Below are 19,136 nucleotides of genomic sequence, written 5' to 3'. Positions count from 1 at the left end.
GCTTTTATATTCAATACCCAGATAGACAAAGTAGTGGGGGCGTAAATTACCTCATATTTCTATTCAACAATAGCAACTTCACATACCGTTGAAAAACCCCATACGCATTATTTGCCGCAATAGTCAAGCCTGGAATACCATCTCTAAAACCACCTTTGATAATGTAGGAACTAAAAAATCGCCAGGTGGGTTTTACAAACAAATGCATCCAGGTAGTTTTTTTTCCTTTTTTCTGAAGCTGCTCGGCTTGAAACCACGCATAGCTCTCCTTTTTATTGAGAAAGTGGTCCAGTCCTTTATAGGTAAAATGTAACACAGGATTTTTAAGCTGCCCAATACTGCCTTCACAGGTCAATTTTTCGTGCACCAAACCTTTGTAAGAAGCTCCTGCTCGTTTTACCACGCGAAGTACATCGTTGCTGTGATGGTAGAGAAAACGGTTCATATAAAAGTGAGGGAAATTCAGTTTGTAGCCGCCGTGGGTATTATTATTAATCGCTTTCAGGATTTCCTGTTGTAATGGGTAGGTAATCCGTTCGTCTGCGTCTAAAAACAGAATCCAATCTGCCGTAGCGTGTTCTAAGGCGTAGTTTTTTTGGTTGGAGAAATTATCGAATTTCCGTTGTAAAAAGGTGGTGGCGTATTTTTTGGCGATTTCCGGTGTCGTGTCTGTACTGTAGGAATCCACAACAATTATTTCGTCTGCAAATTTCACAGACCGAAGCGCGGCCTCTAGATAGGCTTCTTCGTTTAAAGTGGGCATGATGACGGCGAGTGTTGGCACGATCCAAAGGTAACAAATTTTAGAGGGTCTTAGGAAAGTTCGTACCTTTGTAATCTACATAAAAAAAAGCTGTTTTGAACAATCTTGGCATTACCGTAATTGTAAGCACCTACAATAAAGAAGAATGGTTACAAAAAGTGTTGGAGGGGTATAAATACCAAACCTACGATAACTTTGAAGTGCTCGTGGCAGACGATGGTTCGCGCCCTGAAACCAAAGAGTTAATCGATTCTTTTAAGGCCGATTATCCCGTGCCATTGCGTCATATCTGGCACGAAGACGATGGCTATCGGCGCCAGCGAATCTTAAACATCGCTATTACCGAAGCCAACAAGCCTTACATTTTGTTTACCGATGGCGACTGTATTCCACGAAAAGATTTTATAGAAGTACACGCAAAATATGCGGAAGAAGGCTACTTCCTATCCGGCGGCTATTGTAAACTCCCTATGAAAACCAGTGAAATTATAGACGATGAAGCCATAAAAACGGAGAATGCATTCAACGTAGCCTGGTTAAAACAACAAGATAAATTAAAAGGAACACAAGCGTTAAAACTGAATAGTGGCAATACCTTAGCAACTTTTCTTGATTTTATTACCCCAACAAACGCAAGTTTTAATAACTGTAATTCCAGCGCTTGGAAAGAAGATTTAATCGCTATTAACGGCTATGACGAACGTATGCAATACGGCGGTCCCGATCGTGAGCTAGGGGAACGCCTAGAAAACTACGGACTAAAACCAAAACAGATTCGGCACAAAGCTATTGTCCTGCACCTAGACCACGCTCGTGGCTATAAAACAAAAGAATCTTTAGACCGAAACTTAGCCATTCGCAAAGACGTAAAAGACCAGAATAAAAAATGGACGGAACACGGGATTGTGAAAGGGGAGAAGGGAAAATAGAAAGTTGAAATTAGAACATAGAATATGGACTATGGACTTGTTGGATAGTATTTTTTTCACTACTCACTACTCACTACTCACTACTCACTACTCACTAACTTTTGTGTACGCCCCAATCTTCCAATACGTCATTTCCTTGGAAGTTTTTATCGTTTCAAAATCTACTTCTTTTAAATTTTTATTCTCTTTAAAGAATTCCCAACAGCCCGGGCCATCTCTAAAAATGGAAACGATAAGCACACCGTCTTCCGATAGGTTGTCTAACAAATGCTGTAATACTCTGGATTTCTCTGTATCCGGGATGTAATAGAAAGATTCATTAAATATAATGGCGTCGAAGGTTCGCTTCGGAACAAAATGCAGGACGTCGCAGTGTTCAAATTCAGAATTTGGAAGGTTTTTATCTTGTGCTTGTTTTATGGATTCCGAAGAAAAATCGACCCCTAGAAAATAGGAAAATGGAAAATCACCTAAGCGTTCATTTAACACTCCATCGCCACAACCAATGTCCAAAATATTTGGTTTTTTGGGAGCAAAGGCTAATAAATCTTCCTTGATTTTAAAATAGCGACTAGCCTCCAAGTCGCTTTTAAGGTTTTGCCAGCGACCGCTTCGGTATTGTTTGTTCCATCTTCTACGACGGCGCCAATGGTGAAATTTGTCAAGTATGTTCATAGCGAGCTTAGGTTGCTAAATGATGTTTTAAATAAGGCTTTAACGAACTTAAAATTAAAGCTGGCGTTAATTCGTGATACATTTTTGAAGGATCTGCCTCAATTGCTTTGCGTTCTTCTCTTGTGAAGCTTTCGTATAATTCGGGTTTGAAATCCAGCAAGTGAACCGATTGATGGGTCACGCCATCTTCAAAACTATTCCAGTCTTCCTTTTCAATATAGGGAGAATAGATGGTAAACGTTGGTTTGTCCAGCGCTTTTGCAATGTGTACACTTCCACCTTCATTGGAAATAAGGAGGTCGCATTTGTTCATCAAGGTGATAAATCCACGGATGCTATCCTCGTAAATATCTAAATGAATTTGATCCTTATGCTCACACAAATTGTAAATAGCTTCCGCTTCGGCTTTTTGATAAGGTGCGTAATTAAAGAGGAGGGAAGCGTTGTAGTTTTCGGCAATGTAATCTATGAGTTGCGCCACATATTCGTAGGGCATCGATTTTTGCGGGGTGCTTCCTAAAACGCCCAGCATGATGACGGGTTTTTTAAGATGCTTTATCCTGTCATAACTCGCCTCTTCTTCGGTGATATAAATTTTTGGAGTGTCGTTCATTTCCTCCATTGGGAAAACGGAGTTTAGTAAATTGAGTCTGTTTTCGATTGCTTTTCCGCAAAACTGTGTACGTTTAGGAATAAAATGCACGGGATGTGAATAGAAGGGTAACTTCAGTTTTTTCCCAGGTCTTTTAAAACCAATTCGGTATTCAGCCCCAGAGAAATAGCAAATCATCCTACTTTGAAATTTTGCATATGGATCAAAAATAATATCGAATTTTTTACGTCGTACCCGAGCAATCATCTTCAGTAAATTGGGTAAGTTTTTGAGCCACGTTTCATCTACTTTCCAAATGTGGTCTATGTTGGGATTATGCTCCAAAACACCTGCTGTATATGGATACACAAGATAGGTGATGGTGCTTTCTGGGAAGCGTTTTTTTAGGTTATTGGCAAGCACAGAGCTAATGAGCACGTCGCCAATTCGTTTGTTCTGTATAACAAGAATTTGTTTCATAAAGAGTACCTTCGCAAGGTATTTATTTTTTTTAAACCATGAGTTCTGTTTCGGTGATAATTAGCACATATAATCAGCCCGAGTGGCTTACCAAAGCCTTGTGGGGCTTTGAAGGGCAGACCGAGAAAGACTTTGATATCATCATTGCAGACGATGGTTCTACTTCGGAAACCGAAGAGGTTATTCAAAAATTTCAACAAAAAGGAATCCTGAAGATTACCCACGTTTGGCAGGAAGATGACGGCTTTCAGAAAACTAAAATTTTGAATAAAGCCATCCAAACCACCGAAGCAGAATACCTTATTTTTACAGATGGAGATTGTATTCCGCGATTCGATTTGGTGGAAAAACACTTGGCGATGCGTAAGGAAGGTTGTTTCCTTTCAGGTGGTTATTTTAAGTTGCCTGAGGCTATTTCAGCAAGCATTTCAGAAGATGATGTACACTCCAGAAAATGTTTCGATGCGGCTTGGTTGGTGAGCCAAGGACTAGAAAAAAGTTTTAAGCACAACAAGCTCACCGCAACAGGAGGTAAGGCGAAATTTTTAAATTGGATTACCCCTACAAAAGCTACTTGGGACGGGAACAATGCTTCAGGTTGGCGCAGTGATATCGTAGCAGTAAATGGTTTTGACGAACGTATGCAGTATGGCGGAGAGGATAGAGAACTGGGCGAGCGTTTAATGAATATGGGCGTTAAACCCATACAAGCGAGGTATAGTTTGGTAACCTTGCATTTGGAGCATTCACAGGGCTATGTAACCGAAGAAATGTTAGCAAAAAACAAGCAGATTAGAAAGCAGACGAAAACAGATAAAAGTACGTGGACGCCTTTTGGGCTGCGTAAAACTGAGAAATGACAACAACCCACATACATAAAAAGTATAAACACATAGAGCCAGAACTGTTGCAAGCCGTAACCGATTTTGAAACTAAGGGCGATTATGTGACCAAGGGCGAGCGCAATGTGATTAAAAAGTTTGACATTGAAGGTGTTTTCTATTCCATTAAAAAGTTTAAAACCCCTAATGCGGCGCAAAGTCTGGTGTATCAATACCTTCGGAAAAGTAAGGCGAAACGCTCTTTTTTGTATGCTGAAATTTTAACGGCAAGAGGTATTCATACTCCGTTGCCAGTGGGGTATGTTGAACATTTTTCAGGAGGCTTAAAGGAGAGTTATTACATCTGCGAACACATTGAATACGACTTCGACTTTCGAGTGCTCAATCATAATCCCCAATGGCCAAACCGTGCTGAAATCTTACGGCAGATGGCGGCTTTTACGTTCGACTTACACGAAAAGGAAATCAATTTTTTGGATCATTCGCCAGGAAATACGCTCATTCTTGATAGGGGAGATGGTACCTACGATTTTTACCTAATTGACCTAAACCGAATGCGTTTTGAAACCATGAGTTTTGAAAAACGGATGCACAACTTCAGGCGTTTATGGCTTTCCAAAACGATGATTAACATCATGGCAAAAGAATACGCCAAGCGCTACAACAAGCCCGAAGCTGAAACTCATGCGCTTATGACCAAATACAGTCGTGCCTTTCAGAAAAAAGTCAATAGTAAGAAGTTGAGGAAACGTAGGAACTAGTATGCAGTTTTCAGTAGCAGTACGCAGTATTTTTTAATTTTACTCACGACTCACGACTCACGACTCACGACTCACAAAAATATTTCACTTTATATAATCTGTGCCTCTGTGGTTATTTTTAACTACAAGCTACCACCTACAAGCGAAGCGTCCTACAAACTACAAACTACCTGCTACCAGCTAAACAGCGACATCATACTCCCGAAGTGCATCATTCAGCGAAGTTTTTTTATTGGTACTTGCCTTTCGTTCGCCAATAATCAACGCACAGCTCACTTGAAACTCACCTGCGGGGAATTTTTTGGTATAACTTCCTGGAATCACTACAGAACGTGCAGGAACTAAGCCTCTCATTTCCTTAGGTTCACTCCCGGTTACATCAATAATTTTTGTGGACGCTGTTAGTACTACATTAGCGCCCAATACTGCTTCTGTTTCCACGCGTACACCTTCTACCACAATACTTCTAGAACCAATAAAGGCATTGTCTTCAATAATCACGGGGGCGGCTTGTAAAGGTTCTAGCACACCACCAATTCCTACGCCACCACTTAGGTGTACATTTTTACCAATTTGTGCACAGCTTCCAACGGTTGCCCAGGTATCTACCATAGTACCTTCGTCTACATAGGCGCCAATATTTATATAGCTAGGCATCATAATAACGCCTTTACTAATATACGCTCCATAGCGAGCCACGGCGTGAGGAACTACGCGAATTCCTTTTGCTTCATACCCTCTTTTCAACGGAATTTTATCGTGGTACTCAAAAATACCCGCTTCCATAGTTTCCATTTTTTGGATAGGAAAATACAGTACTACCGCTTTTTTTACCCATTCGTTTACTTGCCATCCGTTAGCAGTTGGTTGTGCACAACGCAGTTTTCCTTCGTCACACAAACGCACAACTTCTCTAATAGCAGCAATGGTTTCAGGGTTGGTTAAAAGGGAACGATCGTCCCAGGCGGTTTCTATGGTTTTCTGTAATTCGGTCATTATTTGTGGGTGCTAATTAAGTCTCAATTTTGAAATGTAAAGATACACTATGTAAAATGTTAGCGTATCCTTCCGCAGAGAAAAAGAGCACAAAACCACACTTCCCTCATCGAAAAGTAGCGTTTCCTCATTCTGGCTTTAATACGCTCACATTAGGGTTTACATTTACGCTGTACTTAAGAGTACTAAAAGACACCCTCACGGAGGAGGAAACTGTAGAGGTTGTTGGTAAAGGAGTTTCAAAAATGAAACTCCTTTTTTTATTTAGATTGAAGTTGTATTTTTAGGCAAAAGAACTTCCCTATGAAAAAAATTGTACTCCTTTGCTTATTATCTGTCCTATCTTTTGAAATTTCCAACGCCCAAATCCTTTCAGAATGGGATCGCGCCACCATGCGGGATGAAATTTTAGCAGATCGCTTCAATAATTTACTACCCACCTTAATGGACAATACCAATATAGATATGTGGCTCGTGATCTCCCGAGAATACAACGAAGATCCCGTGATGCGAACCATGTTGCCAGCACGATGGCTCAATGCACGCCGGAGAACCATCTTGGTGTTTTACCGAGACAAAGCAAAAAATACCATTGAAAAACTAGCTGTGGCTCGCTATGACGTTGGTGAAAACATTCAAAGTGCCTGGGATAAAGAACAGCAGCCAGACCAATGGCAACGTTTGGTAGAGATTATTCAGGAACGGAATCCAGAGAAAATAGCGGTGAATTACAGTAAACACTTCGGAATTGCAGACGGATTAGTACATACCGATTTTGAAGAACTAAAGGAAGCGCTTCCAGGATTTCTGGAAGCAAAAATAGTTTCTGCAGAAAAGTTGGCAATTGCCTGGATCGAGACTCGCACCGAAAAGGAAATGGCGTTGTATAATACCCTGGTACAAGTAACTCACGATATAATTGACGAAGCATTTTCCAGCAAGGTAATTACTCCGGGAAAAACAACTACAGACGATGTTGTCTGGTGGATGCGTCAAAAAGTAACCGATATGGGGCTGGAAACATGGTTTCACCCAACCATAGATGTTCAAAGAAGTGATGAAGCATTAAAAAGTCACATTTATTCATTTACCAAAGGCGATAAAAGCAAAGTTATTATCCCCGGAGATTTGCTGCATTGCGATTTCGGGATTACCTATATTACTTTAAATACAGATTGCCAGCAGCATGCGTATGTGCTGAAAGAAAGCGAAACCAAAGTTCCAGATTTTTTAACGGAAGCTTTTAAAACCGGAAATCGCGTTCAGGATATTTTTACCACTAATTTTTCAGCAGGAAAAACAGGGAATGAAATTTTGTTGAAATCTCTCACCGAAGCCAAAGCTGAAGGATTACGCCCTTCCATCTATACACACCCGCTGGGAACTTATGGACACAGCTCTGGAACAACCTTAGGAATGTGGGACAGCCAGGATGGTGTGCCTGTTAACGGCGACTATCCTTTACACCATAATACAGTCTACGCTATTGAGTTGAACAACACCCATTTTGTAAAAGAGTGGGACAAAGACGTGCGTATTATGCTGGAAGAAGCTGGGTTTTATGGACCAAAAGGATTTCGATATGTGAATGAACGGCAGGAAGAGATAAAAGCGATTAAATGGAATTAATTAATTTTTAAGACAAAAGACAAAAGACAAAAGACAAAGAATGAAAGAAACTTTGCGCCTCTGCGAGCCAAATCATGACAAGGTTTGCGAGACATTATAGGATTGTGGAGAGCATTTCTTATTTAAAATTATAGGTTTCAGAAATCAAAAACTCTCAGCTTTTTTTAGAAGATTAATTCTAAATGAATGAGATGTGGTTTTGACAAACCAGCGTTTTAAATTTACTAAAGCATAAAACTACTGCTGCATTTTTAAATACTTGTCTACAGAATGCTTTCCGCTTCCGTAAAAAAGAAAGAAAATACACACAAGTAACACGACAAGCGCCAAGATAAGATTGTTATGGTTCATTGTACCCACAAAATTAATAAGTACTGCCCCAAATAGAATAGGTAGCTGTGCGATAATAGCCCAACGCGTTAACAAGCCGAAGACAATTAGAAATCCACCTACAAAATGGGCTGGTGCAATATAATGTACCAGAAGTACATCGCCAATCAAAGGTTTTATGGGTTCGTACAGCTTTAAAAGTAGTGGTAGATTCGACATAAAGTAGACGCCCTGATAAAATAAAAGGATGCCTAATGCTATACGAAGCAAGTCTATGGGGTAATAGCTGTTTTTATTAGCCCATTTGTTCAAAGATTTTATAGTTGCCATGGCTAAAAAGGTATTTGTTAGATATAACTAAGATACTCATTTTTAGCTGTATATAAAAATTAAACCTGCAATATGCCAAGGTTAAAAGGTTTCTCAATAGGAGCGTGGTTAGCAGCTTCAATACCTATGCTAATCCATTTTCTTGTATCTAAAGGGTCTATCACGGCGTCTGTCCAGATTCTTGAAGCTGCGTAATAGGGAGAAATTTGACGATCATATCTTGCTTTAATACGATCAAAAAGTTCTTTTTCAACTTCTGGGGTAATGGTTTCTCCCCTCTTTTTTAAAGAGGCAGTTTCAATTTGTAACAATACTTTGGCAGCACTGTTACCGCTCATTACAGCCAATTCGGCACTTGGCCAGGCTACAATTAATCTTGGATCGTAAGCCTTTCCGCACATGGCGTAGTTTCCGGCTCCATAACTGTTCCCGATAATAATCGTGAATTTTGGAACCACACTGTTGCTCACGGCATTTACCATCTTGGCACCGTCTTTTATAATTCCACCGTGCTCGCTTTTACTTCCTACCATAAAACCAGTCACATCCTGTAAAAATACCAGCGGTATTTTTTTCTGGTTACAGTTAGCAATAAATCGGGTGGCTTTATCGGCACTATCGCTATAGATTACGCCACCAAACTGCATCTCGCTAGGTTTGGTTTTTGCTTTGGTCGTCTTCACCAACTTACGCTGATTGGCAACAATACCAACTGCCCAACCATCAATACGGGCATAGCCTGTTAAAATGGTTTGCCCGTAGCCTTTTTTATATTCTTCAAAATCACTATCATCTACCAGACGGGTAATAATTTCCCGCATATCGTATTGGTCGGCTCTGGATCTTGGTAGAATTCCGTAAATATCTTCCGGGTTGGCTGAAGGTTTTACGGCAGCAATTCTATTGAAACCGGCTTTGTCATAATCTCCAATTTTAGAGATTATATTTTTAATCTTATCCAGCGCGTCTTTATCGTCTTTGGCTTTATAGTCGGTTACGCCACTCACTTCACAATGGGTGGTAGCACCACCTAGTGTTTCATTATCTATACTTTCGCCAATGGCTGCTTTTACTAAATAACTTCCCGCTAAGAAAATACTTCCTGTTTTATCAACTATCAACGCTTCATCGCTCATAATTGGAAGATATGCTCCTCCAGCCACACAACTACCCATCACGGCGCTAATTTGAGTAATTCCCATACTGCTCATCACAGCATTATTTCTAAAAATACGTCCAAAATGTTCTTTGTCTGGGAAAATTTCGTCTTGCATGGGTAAATACACACCCGCACTATCTACCAGGTATATAATAGGTAATTTGTTTTCTATGGAAATTTCCTGCGCACGCAAATTTTTCTTTCCAGTTATTGGAAACCAGGCCCCGGCTTTTACAGTTGCGTCATTTGCCACCACAATACATTGCTTGCCTTTTACATAGCCAATCTTCACTACAACACCGCCACTTGGGCAACCGCCATGTTCTTCATACATGCCGTCACCTGCAAAGGCTCCAATTTCTACGCTTGGTTTTTTTTCATCCAAGAGATACGTAATACGCTCACGCGCGGTCATCTTACCTTTGGCGTGGTGTTTTTCAATGCGTTTTTCCCCTCCGCCTAATTTTACTTTAGCAAAGCGTGTTCGTAAGTCTGAAACAGCTAATTTATTATGATCTTCGTTTTTGTTGAAGTTGATATCCACAGGTCTAATTTTTGCGCTAAGGTACAAAAATCTAGTGCTTTTTATCTGCTGAAAATTCGGGTGTTTTTTATTTTCCTAGGAATTATTTTCCTAGGAAAATAAAAAACACTATCTTTGTATCAAATATGAAATCTATGAAAAAGATACTAGCCTTTGCTGGAAGCAACAGCAGCACTTCTATTAATAAGCGTTTGGCGGTTTATACAGCAAAACAATTGAAAGAGGTAGGTATTGTTGCCCTCGATTTAAATGATTTTAATCTCCCGATGTACGGAATTGATTATGAGAACGAACACGGTATCCCCGAAAATGCGCAGCTTTTTTTAAATCAGATAAAAGAATCGGATGGAATTGTCTTGTCATTAGCAGAGCACAACGGAGCCTATAGTACAGCGTTTAAAAATATTTTTGACTGGATGTCTCGTATCGATGGAAAATTATGGAGCGATACACCTATGTTGTTACTGGCAACTTCCCCTGGCGGAAGAGGAGGCGCAAGCGTTTTAGATATTGCAAAAGGAAGATTTCCCTACATGGGCGGGAATATTGTAGCCACATTTTCGCTGCCTAGCTTTAACGACAATTTTTCTGAATCTGGTATTAAAGATGAAACTCTTCAAGCTAGTTTAAATGAAGCAATAGCAACGTTTCAACAAGCAGTTAAATAATAAAATACTGATATGGGAAATATTTCAAAAGACATTCACAGCAGTTTTAAAAACGATAAGCAGAAAGCCATGCTTAATATTATGTATACCGCAAACTGGATAACCAGCCAGCAAAACAGTTTTTTTAAATCGTTTGCAATTTCACCACAGCAGTATAATATAATGCGCATATTACGTGGTGCTGGTGAAATTCTGCCTGTACAAACAATCAAAGACAGAATGTTGCAGCGGTCTCCCAATGCAACCAGAATGATGGATAAATTATGTGAGAAACACTTCATTAAACGCGTTGCCTGTAGCAGTGATCGCCGCGTAGTACAGGTTGAAATCACAGAAAAAGGGCTTATGCTTTTAGCTGAAATAGATAAAGCGCACCCTACAGAATATCTAAAGAATATCACGATGAAGGAAGCTGCCATCTTGAGTGATTTATTAGATAAAATTAGATAATAAATACTAGTTGGTATAAACTAAAATTACACAAAGATGAAACTAAACAGCATAAAAAAAATTGGACGTAGCGATTTTGTAAATATGGGCCCCATTCAATTGAGACAACCCATCCCCACCTCAGAAATTGAAATGATAGATCCGTTTATATTATTACATCATTACGGACCGTATCCTATTAATGAATTAAACAATCCTTTCGATTTAGGACCACACCCGCATCGTGGCTTTGAACCTGTTACGTTTTTAATTCAGGGAGAACAATTGCACAGAGATTCTTTAGGGAATGAAAGTGTTGTAAAAGCAGGCGACGTACAATGGACTACCGCTGGACGCGGTATTATGCATGCCGAAGGCCCAACAAAGGAGTTTGTGAAAAAAGGAGGCGATTTAGAAGGAATTCAACTGTGGCTTAATTTACCGGCAGCCAAAAAGATGATGCCTGCTGCCTATCAACACGAAAAAAACGAAGATTTTAGAGTGGTAACTTCGAAAGATGAAAAAGTGAAAATCCAAATCATTGCTGGAGAGTTGGAAGATACCTATGGTAGAATTGCTACACAAACTCCCGTAAATGCTTTTATGATAACGGCCAGTGAAGGAGGGAGGTATGAAGTGGCGGTTCCAAAGAACCATCATTCGCTTATATACCTCATAAAAGGAGATGTACGTATTAATGGCAACACAGATTTAGCCTTGAATGAAAACCAATTGGTATGGTTTGAGCAAAATGGCGAAGGATTCTCGATTCAGGCAACTGCTCAAAGTACTTTGCTGTTTTTGTCTGGAGTACCCATTGACGAAAAAGTGACAAGTTGGGGGCCGTATGTAATGAACACCCAAACAGAAATTATGGAAGCCTTACGCGATTATAAACAGGGCAAAATGGGATTCTTACCCAGCTAACAATTAAGCATCCTTTGGGTGCTTTTTTTGTATAAAAATCCGATATTTGTCGGGCTATAAAGATATATGATATTGAATATAGCTGGTTCTTGTATTGGTTGGGTGTTTTATACTAATTTTTGAATTAAAAACGACAGGTCTTATACCATCCTTCTACTATATTTGAATCTTAATTTGCGTTAGGGATTGAGCGGTATGTTTGAGCTCTTTTTAGTTTGTAACCGCAGGAGACAAACTAAAAAAGCGAGTAGCGAAAGCCTGGCCCTATGTAGCTGGAAGTATGACAGCGAAATAGGGAAACGCCCAAAACACTAGACTTATGATGAATAAAAATACAGTATTGGCATGGGCCACATTTATAATGATTGTAGTTGGCTGTGCGCTCATTGCGCTTGGAGCCTTTAGATATGACGATGTTGCCGGATGGGGCTTCGCAGCCGTAGGAATTGGCTTTTTTGCCATTGCATGGGTTTTTAATGCACTAAAAGGTAGGATGTAAAACCCAAGCAATGGGTGGTTTAAATATGTAAAAATCGCTACCTTTCATTATAGCTATTTTTACATATTTAAATCGTACTAATCGAAACTAAAAGGGCGAATGTAAATACCCATGCAACGGGGGCTTAAACAAATGAAAATAACTATTTTGCGAAGCAGTAATTTTCATTTGTTTAAGGCGTATTCCATCTAGCGTAAGGAAGGATGTAACCCAATCACTTAATCAACTTAATTACTCAATAAACTAACTATGAGCGACGATAAAAAAGTAATTTTCTCAATGTCTGGTCTAACCAAGACCTATCAGAGCGCACAAACACCCGTTTTAAAAAATATATACCTAAGCTTTTTCTATGGTGCCAAAATTGGGATTTTAGGTCTCAACGGTAGTGGTAAATCTACGTTGCTGAAAATTATAGCAGGCGTAGAAAAAAATTATCAGGGAGATGTAGTCTTTGCACCAGGGTATACCGTTGGGTATTTGGAGCAGGAGCCAGAATTGGACGAAAGCAAAACCGTTATCGAAATTGTACGGGAAGGGGCAGCCGAAACAGTGGCCATTCTGGACGAATACAACAAGATTAACGATATGTTTGGTCTGGAAGAAGTCTATAGTGATGCCGATAAAATGGAGAAGCTTATGGCGAGACAAGCCGTGCTTCAGGATGAAATTGACGCTGCCAACGCCTGGGAACTGGACACCAAATTAGAAATTGCTATGGACGCGCTACGTACGCCAGATGGCGATAAACCTATTAGTGTACTTTCAGGTGGAGAACGCCGCAGAGTGGCCTTGTGCCGCTTGTTATTGCAAGAACCTGACGTATTATTACTGGATGAGCCTACCAACCACCTGGATGCCGAAAGCGTACACTGGTTAGAACATCATTTAGCACAATACAAGGGGACAGTAATCGCCGTAACGCACGACAGGTATTTCCTGGATAACGTTGCGGGTTGGATTTTGGAATTGGATAGAGGAGAAGGTATTCCGTGGAAAGGGAATTATTCTTCTTGGTTAGACCAGAAATCTAAGCGAATGGCTCAGGAACAAAAAACAGCCAGCAAGCGCCAGAAAACTTTAGAGCGTGAATTGGAATGGGTTCGCCAAGGTGCGAAAGGAAGACAGACGAAACAAAAAGCACGTTTACAGAACTACGATAAATTAATGAGCCAAGACCAGAAGCAACTGGACGACAAGCTGGAAATCTATATCCCTAACGGACCGCGATTGGGAACCAATGTGATTGAGGCAACTGGCGTGAGTAAAGCTTTTGAAGACAAAATATTATACGAAGATTTAAATTTTAAATTACCACAGGCGGGAATTGTAGGGATTATTGGGCCAAACGGTGCTGGTAAAACCACCATCTTTAAAATGATTATGAATGAGATTGAACCCGACAAAGGAAGCTTTGCCGTAGGGGAAACCGCTCAGATTGCCTACGTAGATCAAAGTCATAGCAATATTGATCCAGAAAAAACGATTTGGCAAAACTTCAGCGATGAGCAAGAGCTTGTAATGATGGGAGGGAAGCAAGTAAATTCCAGAGCCTATTTAAGCCGATTCAATTTTAGCGGAAGTGAACAAAACAAAACAGTTTCTAAACTTTCGGGTGGGGAACGTAACCGTTTGCATCTGGCGATGACATTGAAAGAGGAAGGAAATGTGTTATTACTGGATGAGCCTACGAACGATTTGGATGTAAATACACTCCGAGCGTTAGAAGAAGGTTTGGAAAACTTTGGGGGTTGTGCCGTGGTGATTAGTCACGACCGTTGGTTTTTGGATAGAGTTTGTACACACATTCTTGCTTTTGAAGGCGATAGCCAGGTCTACTTCTTTGAAGGAGGCTTTAGTGAATATGAAGAGAATAAAAAGAAACGTCTGGGTGGTGATTTAATTCCGAAACGTATTAAATATAAGAAGTTGATTAGATAACTTTTCAGCCAAAGTAAAACGAAGCCCTCCTTTTAAATCAAAAAGGAGGGCTTTTTTCTATAGGTTCAATTTGAACAACCCGTTCAAACCCCTTATCTTTAAACTTCAAATTTTTCTCCTATGACTATATGGAAACTTTTTCTTATTGCTGGAATCCTGAGTGTATTTCAGCTCAACGCCCAAAGCCAAAAACCATTTGACTACCTCGATGTCTTTCAGCTGGAATATGCTGGCGATCCGCAAATCTCACCTAATGGGGAGTATGTGGTGTATCGGCGTACGGGCTTCGATATTATGGAAGATAAGTCTAAAGGAGATTTGTGGCTCTTGAGCACAGGTGATACGAAGACACATCATAAACTTACGTCTAGAGAGGTCAATGAAAGTTCGGCACGCTGGTCGCCTAGTGGAGATAGAATAGCTTTTGTGAGTGGAACGGATAATGGTTCCGAAATATATGTGTATTGGACCGCATCCAACGCCATGGCAAAACTAACCCAATTAGAAAACAGCCCATCAAATATAACCTGGTCGCCAGATGGAAAACACATTGCTTTTACGATGAAAGTGAATGCAAAAGCTCCCGTGATAGCCAAAATGCCCGAAAAACCCAAAGATGCAAAATGGGCAGAAGCACCTCGAATTACAGACAGATTAAAGCACGAAGCCGATGGCCAAGGCTATCTTAAACCTGGTTTTAACCATATTTTTACTATTTCGGCAGAAGGCGGTGCACCCCGGCAACTTACCTCGGGCGATTTTAATCACAGCGGGAATCTTTCGTGGGGCGCTACTGGTGCGAATATTTATTTTTCGGCCAATAGGAATGAAGACTGGGAGTATGATTTCAGAAATAGTGAAGTGTATTCAGTAAATACCCAAACAGGCGTTATCAATGCGCTTACGGATGCCAATGGGCCCGACAGCTCTCCGCAGGTTTCACCAGATGGAAAGCATATAGCCTACCTTGGTTTTGTAGATAAAGTACAAACCTATCAGACCGAAAAGTTGCACCTCATGAATAGTGATGGATCTGAAAAGAAAGAACTAACGTCCAACATAGATCGAAGCATAAGCGATGCGGTTTGGGCAAGCGACAGCAAGGGGCTGTATGTGCAATACAACGACTTAGGACTTACTAAGCTTGGCTATTTAGACCTTAGTGGAAAGTTGACTGAATTAATAACAAACGTAGGTGGAACCAGCTTAGGAAGACCGTATGCGAGCGGAAGTTTTTCAGTAGCCAACAACGGAACTATTGCCTATACCATCTCAAAAACAGATCGCCCGGCTGATGTTGCATTGCTATCCAAAAAAGGAAAATCAGTTGAAGTACTAACCTCTTTAAATGACGATTTACTTAATTACAGAACCCTAGGAGAAGTAGAAGAAATCTGGTATACCTCTACCGTAGATGGACGGAAAGTACAAGGTTGGGTGGTGTATCCGCCAAATCATAACAAGTCACAACCCGCTCCTTTGTTAGTTGAAAATCACGGGGGTCCTATTTTAAATTATGGACCTCATTTTTCGGCTGAAATTCAATTGTACGCAGCCGCTGGTTATGTAGTGTTTTATCCCAACCCTCGGGGGAGCACGAGTTATGGGGAAGAATTTGGAAACTTACTATACAACAATTATCCTGGAGACGACTATAACGATGTGATGGACGGCGTACACGAATTGGTAAACAAAGGTGTGGCAGATAAAGAACATTTATATGTAACAGGTGGAAGTGCAGGAGGAATAATGACGGCTTGGATTATAGGTAAAAACAACGAGTTTAAAGCTGCTGTAGTGGCAAAACCTGTAATGAACTGGATTAGCAAGACTTTAGTGGCAGATAATTATTACGGCTATGCCAATTCTCGTTACCCAGGGCAACCCTGGGAAAACTTTGAAAACTACTGGAAATTCTCGCCACTTTCGCTGGTAGGAAATGTAGAAACTCCAACCATGGTGATGGTAGGAATGGACGATTTACGTACGCCGCCAAGCGAAGCAAAGCAGTTATACCATGCTTTGAAATTACGAAAAATAGAAACTGTGTTAGTAGAAATACCAGAAGCCTCTCATGGCATAGCAGCACGGCCTAGTAATTTAATAACCAAAGTAGCACATACGTTGGCCTGGTTTGAAAAGTTTAAGTAAAAAACCTGCACTAGTTAACAGCCATCATCATAGAGATTTTCACCAAATCGGTTACCGAATCAACATTCAGTTTTTTGTAGAGGTTCTTACGGTGCGTCTGTACGGTATGTTCTGAAATAAATAGTTCGCTGGCAATTTGCTTGGTTTGTAACCCTTCGGCAATGAGAGCTATAATTTTTTGCTCCTGCATTGTAAGGGAAGCAATTACAAAAGTATTCACTCCTTTATTTTGAAGATTGGTTTCAATACTTTCATATAGTGAGACTATATTTTTAAGTTTGTTCAACGCTGTGGTATCTTTGTATAAATACCGGATGTTGTCTTCGGTAGCAGAAACCGTATGAATTTTTGAATGATACGCTAGAAATTTTTCAGCAAAGACTTCAATATGCTTTTTGGGCGAATATGTTTGTGCCGCTTGTGGTTTTTCTGAATCAATTTTCAGTAAACTTAATGAGGTGTGAGATTTCATAATTCAAATTTGAGGGGTGAATTAGTTTAGTTGTTGATACCGCTAAACTATATGAAATCTCCTGTATCATAGCTATATATGTCACTACTAGCGTGTTTGTTGTCACGAATGACAGGGGTGTATTTATTTGTATTTCGTGAATTACATTAAATAGGTCATGAAATAATTATTAAAAGTACCTACGTAGCAGCTGTATGTAATAAGGTTTCTTTTAATTTTGGTTTATAGGTTCTGGAAAGCGGTAACCAAGTCCCATCGTCCAACATAAGTTTTGTAGAGTTAATGATGCGGATGTAATCTAAATTTACGAGATACGATTTGTGGATTTGTGCAAATCCTTCAGAAGTTAAACGCTCTGTCATTTCTTTAAGGGTATTTCGGTCAATTTCGGGTTTAGCACTTCCCTGACTATAAAATTCAAGATAATGGCCATCACTTTTTATATAAAGCAATTCTTTGGTATTTAATACTGCTTTACTTTTTAGATGGATAAGGGTTAAGGCATTTTCGGCTACGGCAGTTTCTTTGTAGTTTTTTAACTCCTCCCGTAATGTTTCCAACTCTTTTTTAGAATTTTTATTCCGAACCCAAAAAACAATCACAATACTAAGCAACACTAAGGAAGCCACGCCTACTATAAAAGAAGTAGATTTATAAATAGCTTTTTGACTATGTAATGCGTCAATTTGATCGTCTTTCTTTTCAACTTGGTATTTGGTGATGATTTCGTTAAGCTTTTCTACATTTTCAGTCTTGTAGGATTCATCTTCAATTTTTTTAGCAGCCTTTATATAGCTATTAGCTTCTTTAAAATCTCCGGTGGCTTCTAAGATTAAAGCTTTCTGGTCGTAGGTGTCTTTTAAATTTGCAACCAGTGTAAGTTCTTTAAAGATGTTTATTGCACTGTCTGAATAGTGAAGGGCAGCGGTGTAATTTTCTTTTTTTCTGTTATTAATACTTCTTAAATAATACAATTCGCCAAGCCTTGCTTTGGCATCTGTGCTTTTATAACTTTTTTCTGCTTTGGCGTAGTAATAGCTTGCGCTGTCTTTTTGTTCTAGCCCCATAAAGGCTTTACCCATGTTTTGATATGCTAGCGCTTCTGCAGCACCGCTGTTGTTTTTTCGGTAATAATCGGCGGTTTTCCGGGAATAATATAGGGAAGAATCATGCTGCTCTTTAATATTATAATTGACTGACAAATTATTGTAAAAACGATAGATGTCGCGATCTACTTTATACTTTTTTGCTAGTGTTAATCCTTCATGGTATGTTTGGATACTTCGGTCAGTTTGCTTTAGGTTGTTTTGAGCCAGTCCAATATTTAAAAGCAGACTTGTTTTATATTTATCCACCCCCAAGCTATCCCATAGTTCCATGGTTCTGGCATAAACCTCCAGCGCCTTGCTGTAATCTCCTTTATTCTTTATCCCTATGGCATAATCATTTAAAGCTAAAGCGTGGTTTTTTGCATCTTTCCTTTCTTTTGTAAGATCTACTACTTCTTTAAAGATAACCTGGGCACTATCTGGTTTGCCTAAACGCACATAAGAGATAGCCTTGTTTTTTAGAAGCCTGTATGCCGTGGGATAGGTTGTAGGATCTTGGGGCGCTTTGTCTATGCCTTTGTCGAATGCTAAAATAGCTTCCTTAAATTTACCTTTAAGATAGGCAGCGTATCCCAACATAAAATGCGCTTCCATTTGCCCCAACACCAAATTGTTTTTGGTGGCATAGGCTAACGTTTGAGTTCCAATGGTTTTGAGACTGTCTGAGTTGTTTGTGTTTTCGCGGGCTCTTTTTACTAAATTTTCTACGGTAGCATCACTTAGCTTTTGTGAAAAAGATGTTGCGGTAGCACATAAAATAAAAATAACTAAAATTATCCGAAGCAATTGAGATAGGAGGAACATAAGAGGGGATATGCTAGTTGATTCCTCTCAAATGTAGGAAAAAAAAAACCTCTATTTGCCCGAACAATGTGGCTATTAGCTCAAAAAAAGGCTAACTATTTGAATT

The 19,136-nt window shown here is 39.8% G+C and carries 18 protein-coding genes; 10 read left to right on the top strand and 8 right to left on the bottom strand.

Annotation, left to right across the window (positions count from 1 at the left end; translation table 11 throughout):
• Positions 1–46 precede the first annotated feature (46 nt).
• Positions 47–763 (bottom strand): glycosyltransferase family 2 protein, encoded by a 717-nt coding sequence (locus ACQ2HF_RS15720; protein ID WP_432411373.1) that lies wholly within the window; start codon positions 761–763, stop codon positions 47–49.
• Between the two features lie 95 nt (positions 764–858).
• Between ACQ2HF_RS15720 and ACQ2HF_RS15715 the strand changes: the two genes are divergently transcribed.
• A complete protein-coding gene (locus ACQ2HF_RS15715; RefSeq protein ID WP_432411372.1) occupies positions 859–1,692 on the top strand; it encodes a glycosyltransferase family 2 protein in 834 nt (277 codons plus the stop codon).
• Between the two features lie 87 nt (positions 1,693–1,779).
• On the opposite strand, the gene ACQ2HF_RS15710 is transcribed toward ACQ2HF_RS15715, so the two are convergent.
• Both ACQ2HF_RS15710 and ACQ2HF_RS15705 read right to left on the bottom strand, forming a co-directional pair.
• Positions 1,780–2,367 (bottom strand): class I SAM-dependent methyltransferase, encoded by a 588-nt coding sequence (locus ACQ2HF_RS15710; RefSeq protein ID WP_432411371.1) that lies wholly within the window; start codon positions 2,365–2,367, stop codon positions 1,780–1,782.
• Positions 2,368–2,374: 7 nt separating this feature from the next.
• Positions 2,375–3,439 carry a glycosyltransferase family 9 protein gene (locus tag ACQ2HF_RS15705; RefSeq protein WP_432411370.1) on the bottom strand — a complete coding sequence of 355 codons (1,065 nt, stop codon included), beginning with the start codon at positions 3,437–3,439 and terminating at the stop codon, positions 2,375–2,377.
• Positions 3,440–3,477: 38 nt separating this feature from the next.
• Here ACQ2HF_RS15705 and ACQ2HF_RS15700 point away from each other — a divergent pair, with 38 nt between their 5' ends.
• Complete coding sequence (locus tag ACQ2HF_RS15700) at positions 3,478–4,299, top strand: glycosyltransferase family 2 protein (protein ID WP_432411369.1); 822 nt, start codon at positions 3,478–3,480, stop codon at positions 4,297–4,299.
• Positions 4,296–5,042: a lipopolysaccharide kinase InaA family protein gene (locus ACQ2HF_RS15695; RefSeq protein ID WP_432411368.1), complete on the top strand. Its 747-nt coding sequence runs from the start codon at positions 4,296–4,298 to the stop codon at positions 5,040–5,042. The genes ACQ2HF_RS15700 and ACQ2HF_RS15695 overlap by 4 nt, the downstream gene beginning before the upstream one ends.
• A 180-nt stretch (positions 5,043–5,222) precedes the next feature.
• On the opposite strand, the gene ACQ2HF_RS15690 is transcribed toward ACQ2HF_RS15695, so the two are convergent.
• Positions 5,223–6,038, bottom strand: a complete 816-nt coding sequence (locus tag ACQ2HF_RS15690) for a 2,3,4,5-tetrahydropyridine-2,6-dicarboxylate N-succinyltransferase (protein ID WP_432411367.1) — start codon at positions 6,036–6,038, stop codon at positions 5,223–5,225.
• A gap of 303 nt (positions 6,039–6,341) precedes the next feature.
• Between ACQ2HF_RS15690 and ACQ2HF_RS15685 the strand changes: the two genes are divergently transcribed.
• The gene (locus ACQ2HF_RS15685; protein WP_432411366.1) at positions 6,342–7,667 is read left to right on the top strand and encodes a M24 family metallopeptidase; all 1,326 of its coding nucleotides are present in this window, start codon (positions 6,342–6,344) and stop codon (positions 7,665–7,667) included.
• A gap of 237 nt (positions 7,668–7,904) precedes the next feature.
• Here the strand turns inward: ACQ2HF_RS15685 and ACQ2HF_RS15680 are convergent, their stop codons facing one another.
• On the bottom strand, positions 7,905–8,327 hold the full coding sequence (locus tag ACQ2HF_RS15680; RefSeq protein WP_432411365.1) for a DoxX family protein: 423 nt from the start codon (positions 8,325–8,327) through the stop codon (positions 7,905–7,907).
• Between the two features lie 59 nt (positions 8,328–8,386).
• Positions 8,387–10,030, bottom strand: coding sequence for an acyl-CoA carboxylase subunit beta (locus ACQ2HF_RS15675; protein WP_432411364.1), 1,644 nt, complete (start codon positions 10,028–10,030; stop codon positions 8,387–8,389).
• A gap of 134 nt (positions 10,031–10,164) precedes the next feature.
• On the opposite strand from ACQ2HF_RS15675, the gene ACQ2HF_RS15670 reads away from it, so the two are divergent.
• The 6 genes from ACQ2HF_RS15670 to ACQ2HF_RS15645 all read left to right on the top strand — a co-directional run bounded on the left by ACQ2HF_RS15670 (position 10,165) and on the right by ACQ2HF_RS15645 (position 16,645).
• Complete coding sequence (locus ACQ2HF_RS15670; RefSeq protein WP_432411363.1) at positions 10,165–10,698, top strand: NADPH-dependent FMN reductase; 534 nt, start codon at positions 10,165–10,167, stop codon at positions 10,696–10,698.
• A gap of 12 nt (positions 10,699–10,710) precedes the next feature.
• Positions 10,711–11,148 carry a MarR family winged helix-turn-helix transcriptional regulator gene (locus ACQ2HF_RS15665; RefSeq protein WP_432411362.1) on the top strand — a complete coding sequence of 146 codons (438 nt, stop codon included), beginning with the start codon at positions 10,711–10,713 and terminating at the stop codon, positions 11,146–11,148.
• Positions 11,149–11,184: 36 nt separating this feature from the next.
• Complete coding sequence (locus ACQ2HF_RS15660; protein WP_432411361.1) at positions 11,185–12,054, top strand: pirin family protein; 870 nt, start codon at positions 11,185–11,187, stop codon at positions 12,052–12,054.
• Between the two features lie 322 nt (positions 12,055–12,376).
• A complete protein-coding gene (locus ACQ2HF_RS15655; protein ID WP_432413109.1) occupies positions 12,377–12,553 on the top strand; it encodes a CAL67264 family membrane protein in 177 nt (58 codons plus the stop codon).
• A gap of 249 nt (positions 12,554–12,802) precedes the next feature.
• Entirely contained in the window at positions 12,803–14,494 is a 1,692-nt protein-coding gene (ettA, locus tag ACQ2HF_RS15650) for an energy-dependent translational throttle protein EttA (RefSeq protein WP_432411360.1), read from the top strand.
• Between the two features lie 120 nt (positions 14,495–14,614).
• The gene (locus ACQ2HF_RS15645) at positions 14,615–16,645 is read left to right on the top strand and encodes a prolyl oligopeptidase family serine peptidase (RefSeq protein ID WP_432411359.1); all 2,031 of its coding nucleotides are present in this window, start codon (positions 14,615–14,617) and stop codon (positions 16,643–16,645) included.
• Between the two features lie 10 nt (positions 16,646–16,655).
• Here ACQ2HF_RS15645 and ACQ2HF_RS15640 read toward each other — a convergent pair whose 3' ends face one another.
• Entirely contained in the window at positions 16,656–17,117 is a 462-nt protein-coding gene (locus tag ACQ2HF_RS15640) for a response regulator transcription factor (protein WP_432411358.1), read from the bottom strand.
• 179 nt (positions 17,118–17,296) lie between these two features.
• Positions 17,297–19,030: a LytTR family transcriptional regulator DNA-binding domain-containing protein gene (locus ACQ2HF_RS15635; RefSeq protein WP_432411357.1), complete on the bottom strand. Its 1,734-nt coding sequence runs from the start codon at positions 19,028–19,030 to the stop codon at positions 17,297–17,299.
• Positions 19,031–19,136 lie beyond the last annotated feature (106 nt).

It is taken from the genome of Rasiella sp. SM2506 (genome assembly GCF_050859505.1).
Taxonomy (GTDB): domain Bacteria; phylum Bacteroidota; class Bacteroidia; order Flavobacteriales; family Flavobacteriaceae; genus Marinirhabdus.
Note: the sequence above shows the minus strand (reverse complement) of the source record. Positions and strands in the feature narration are given on the sequence as shown.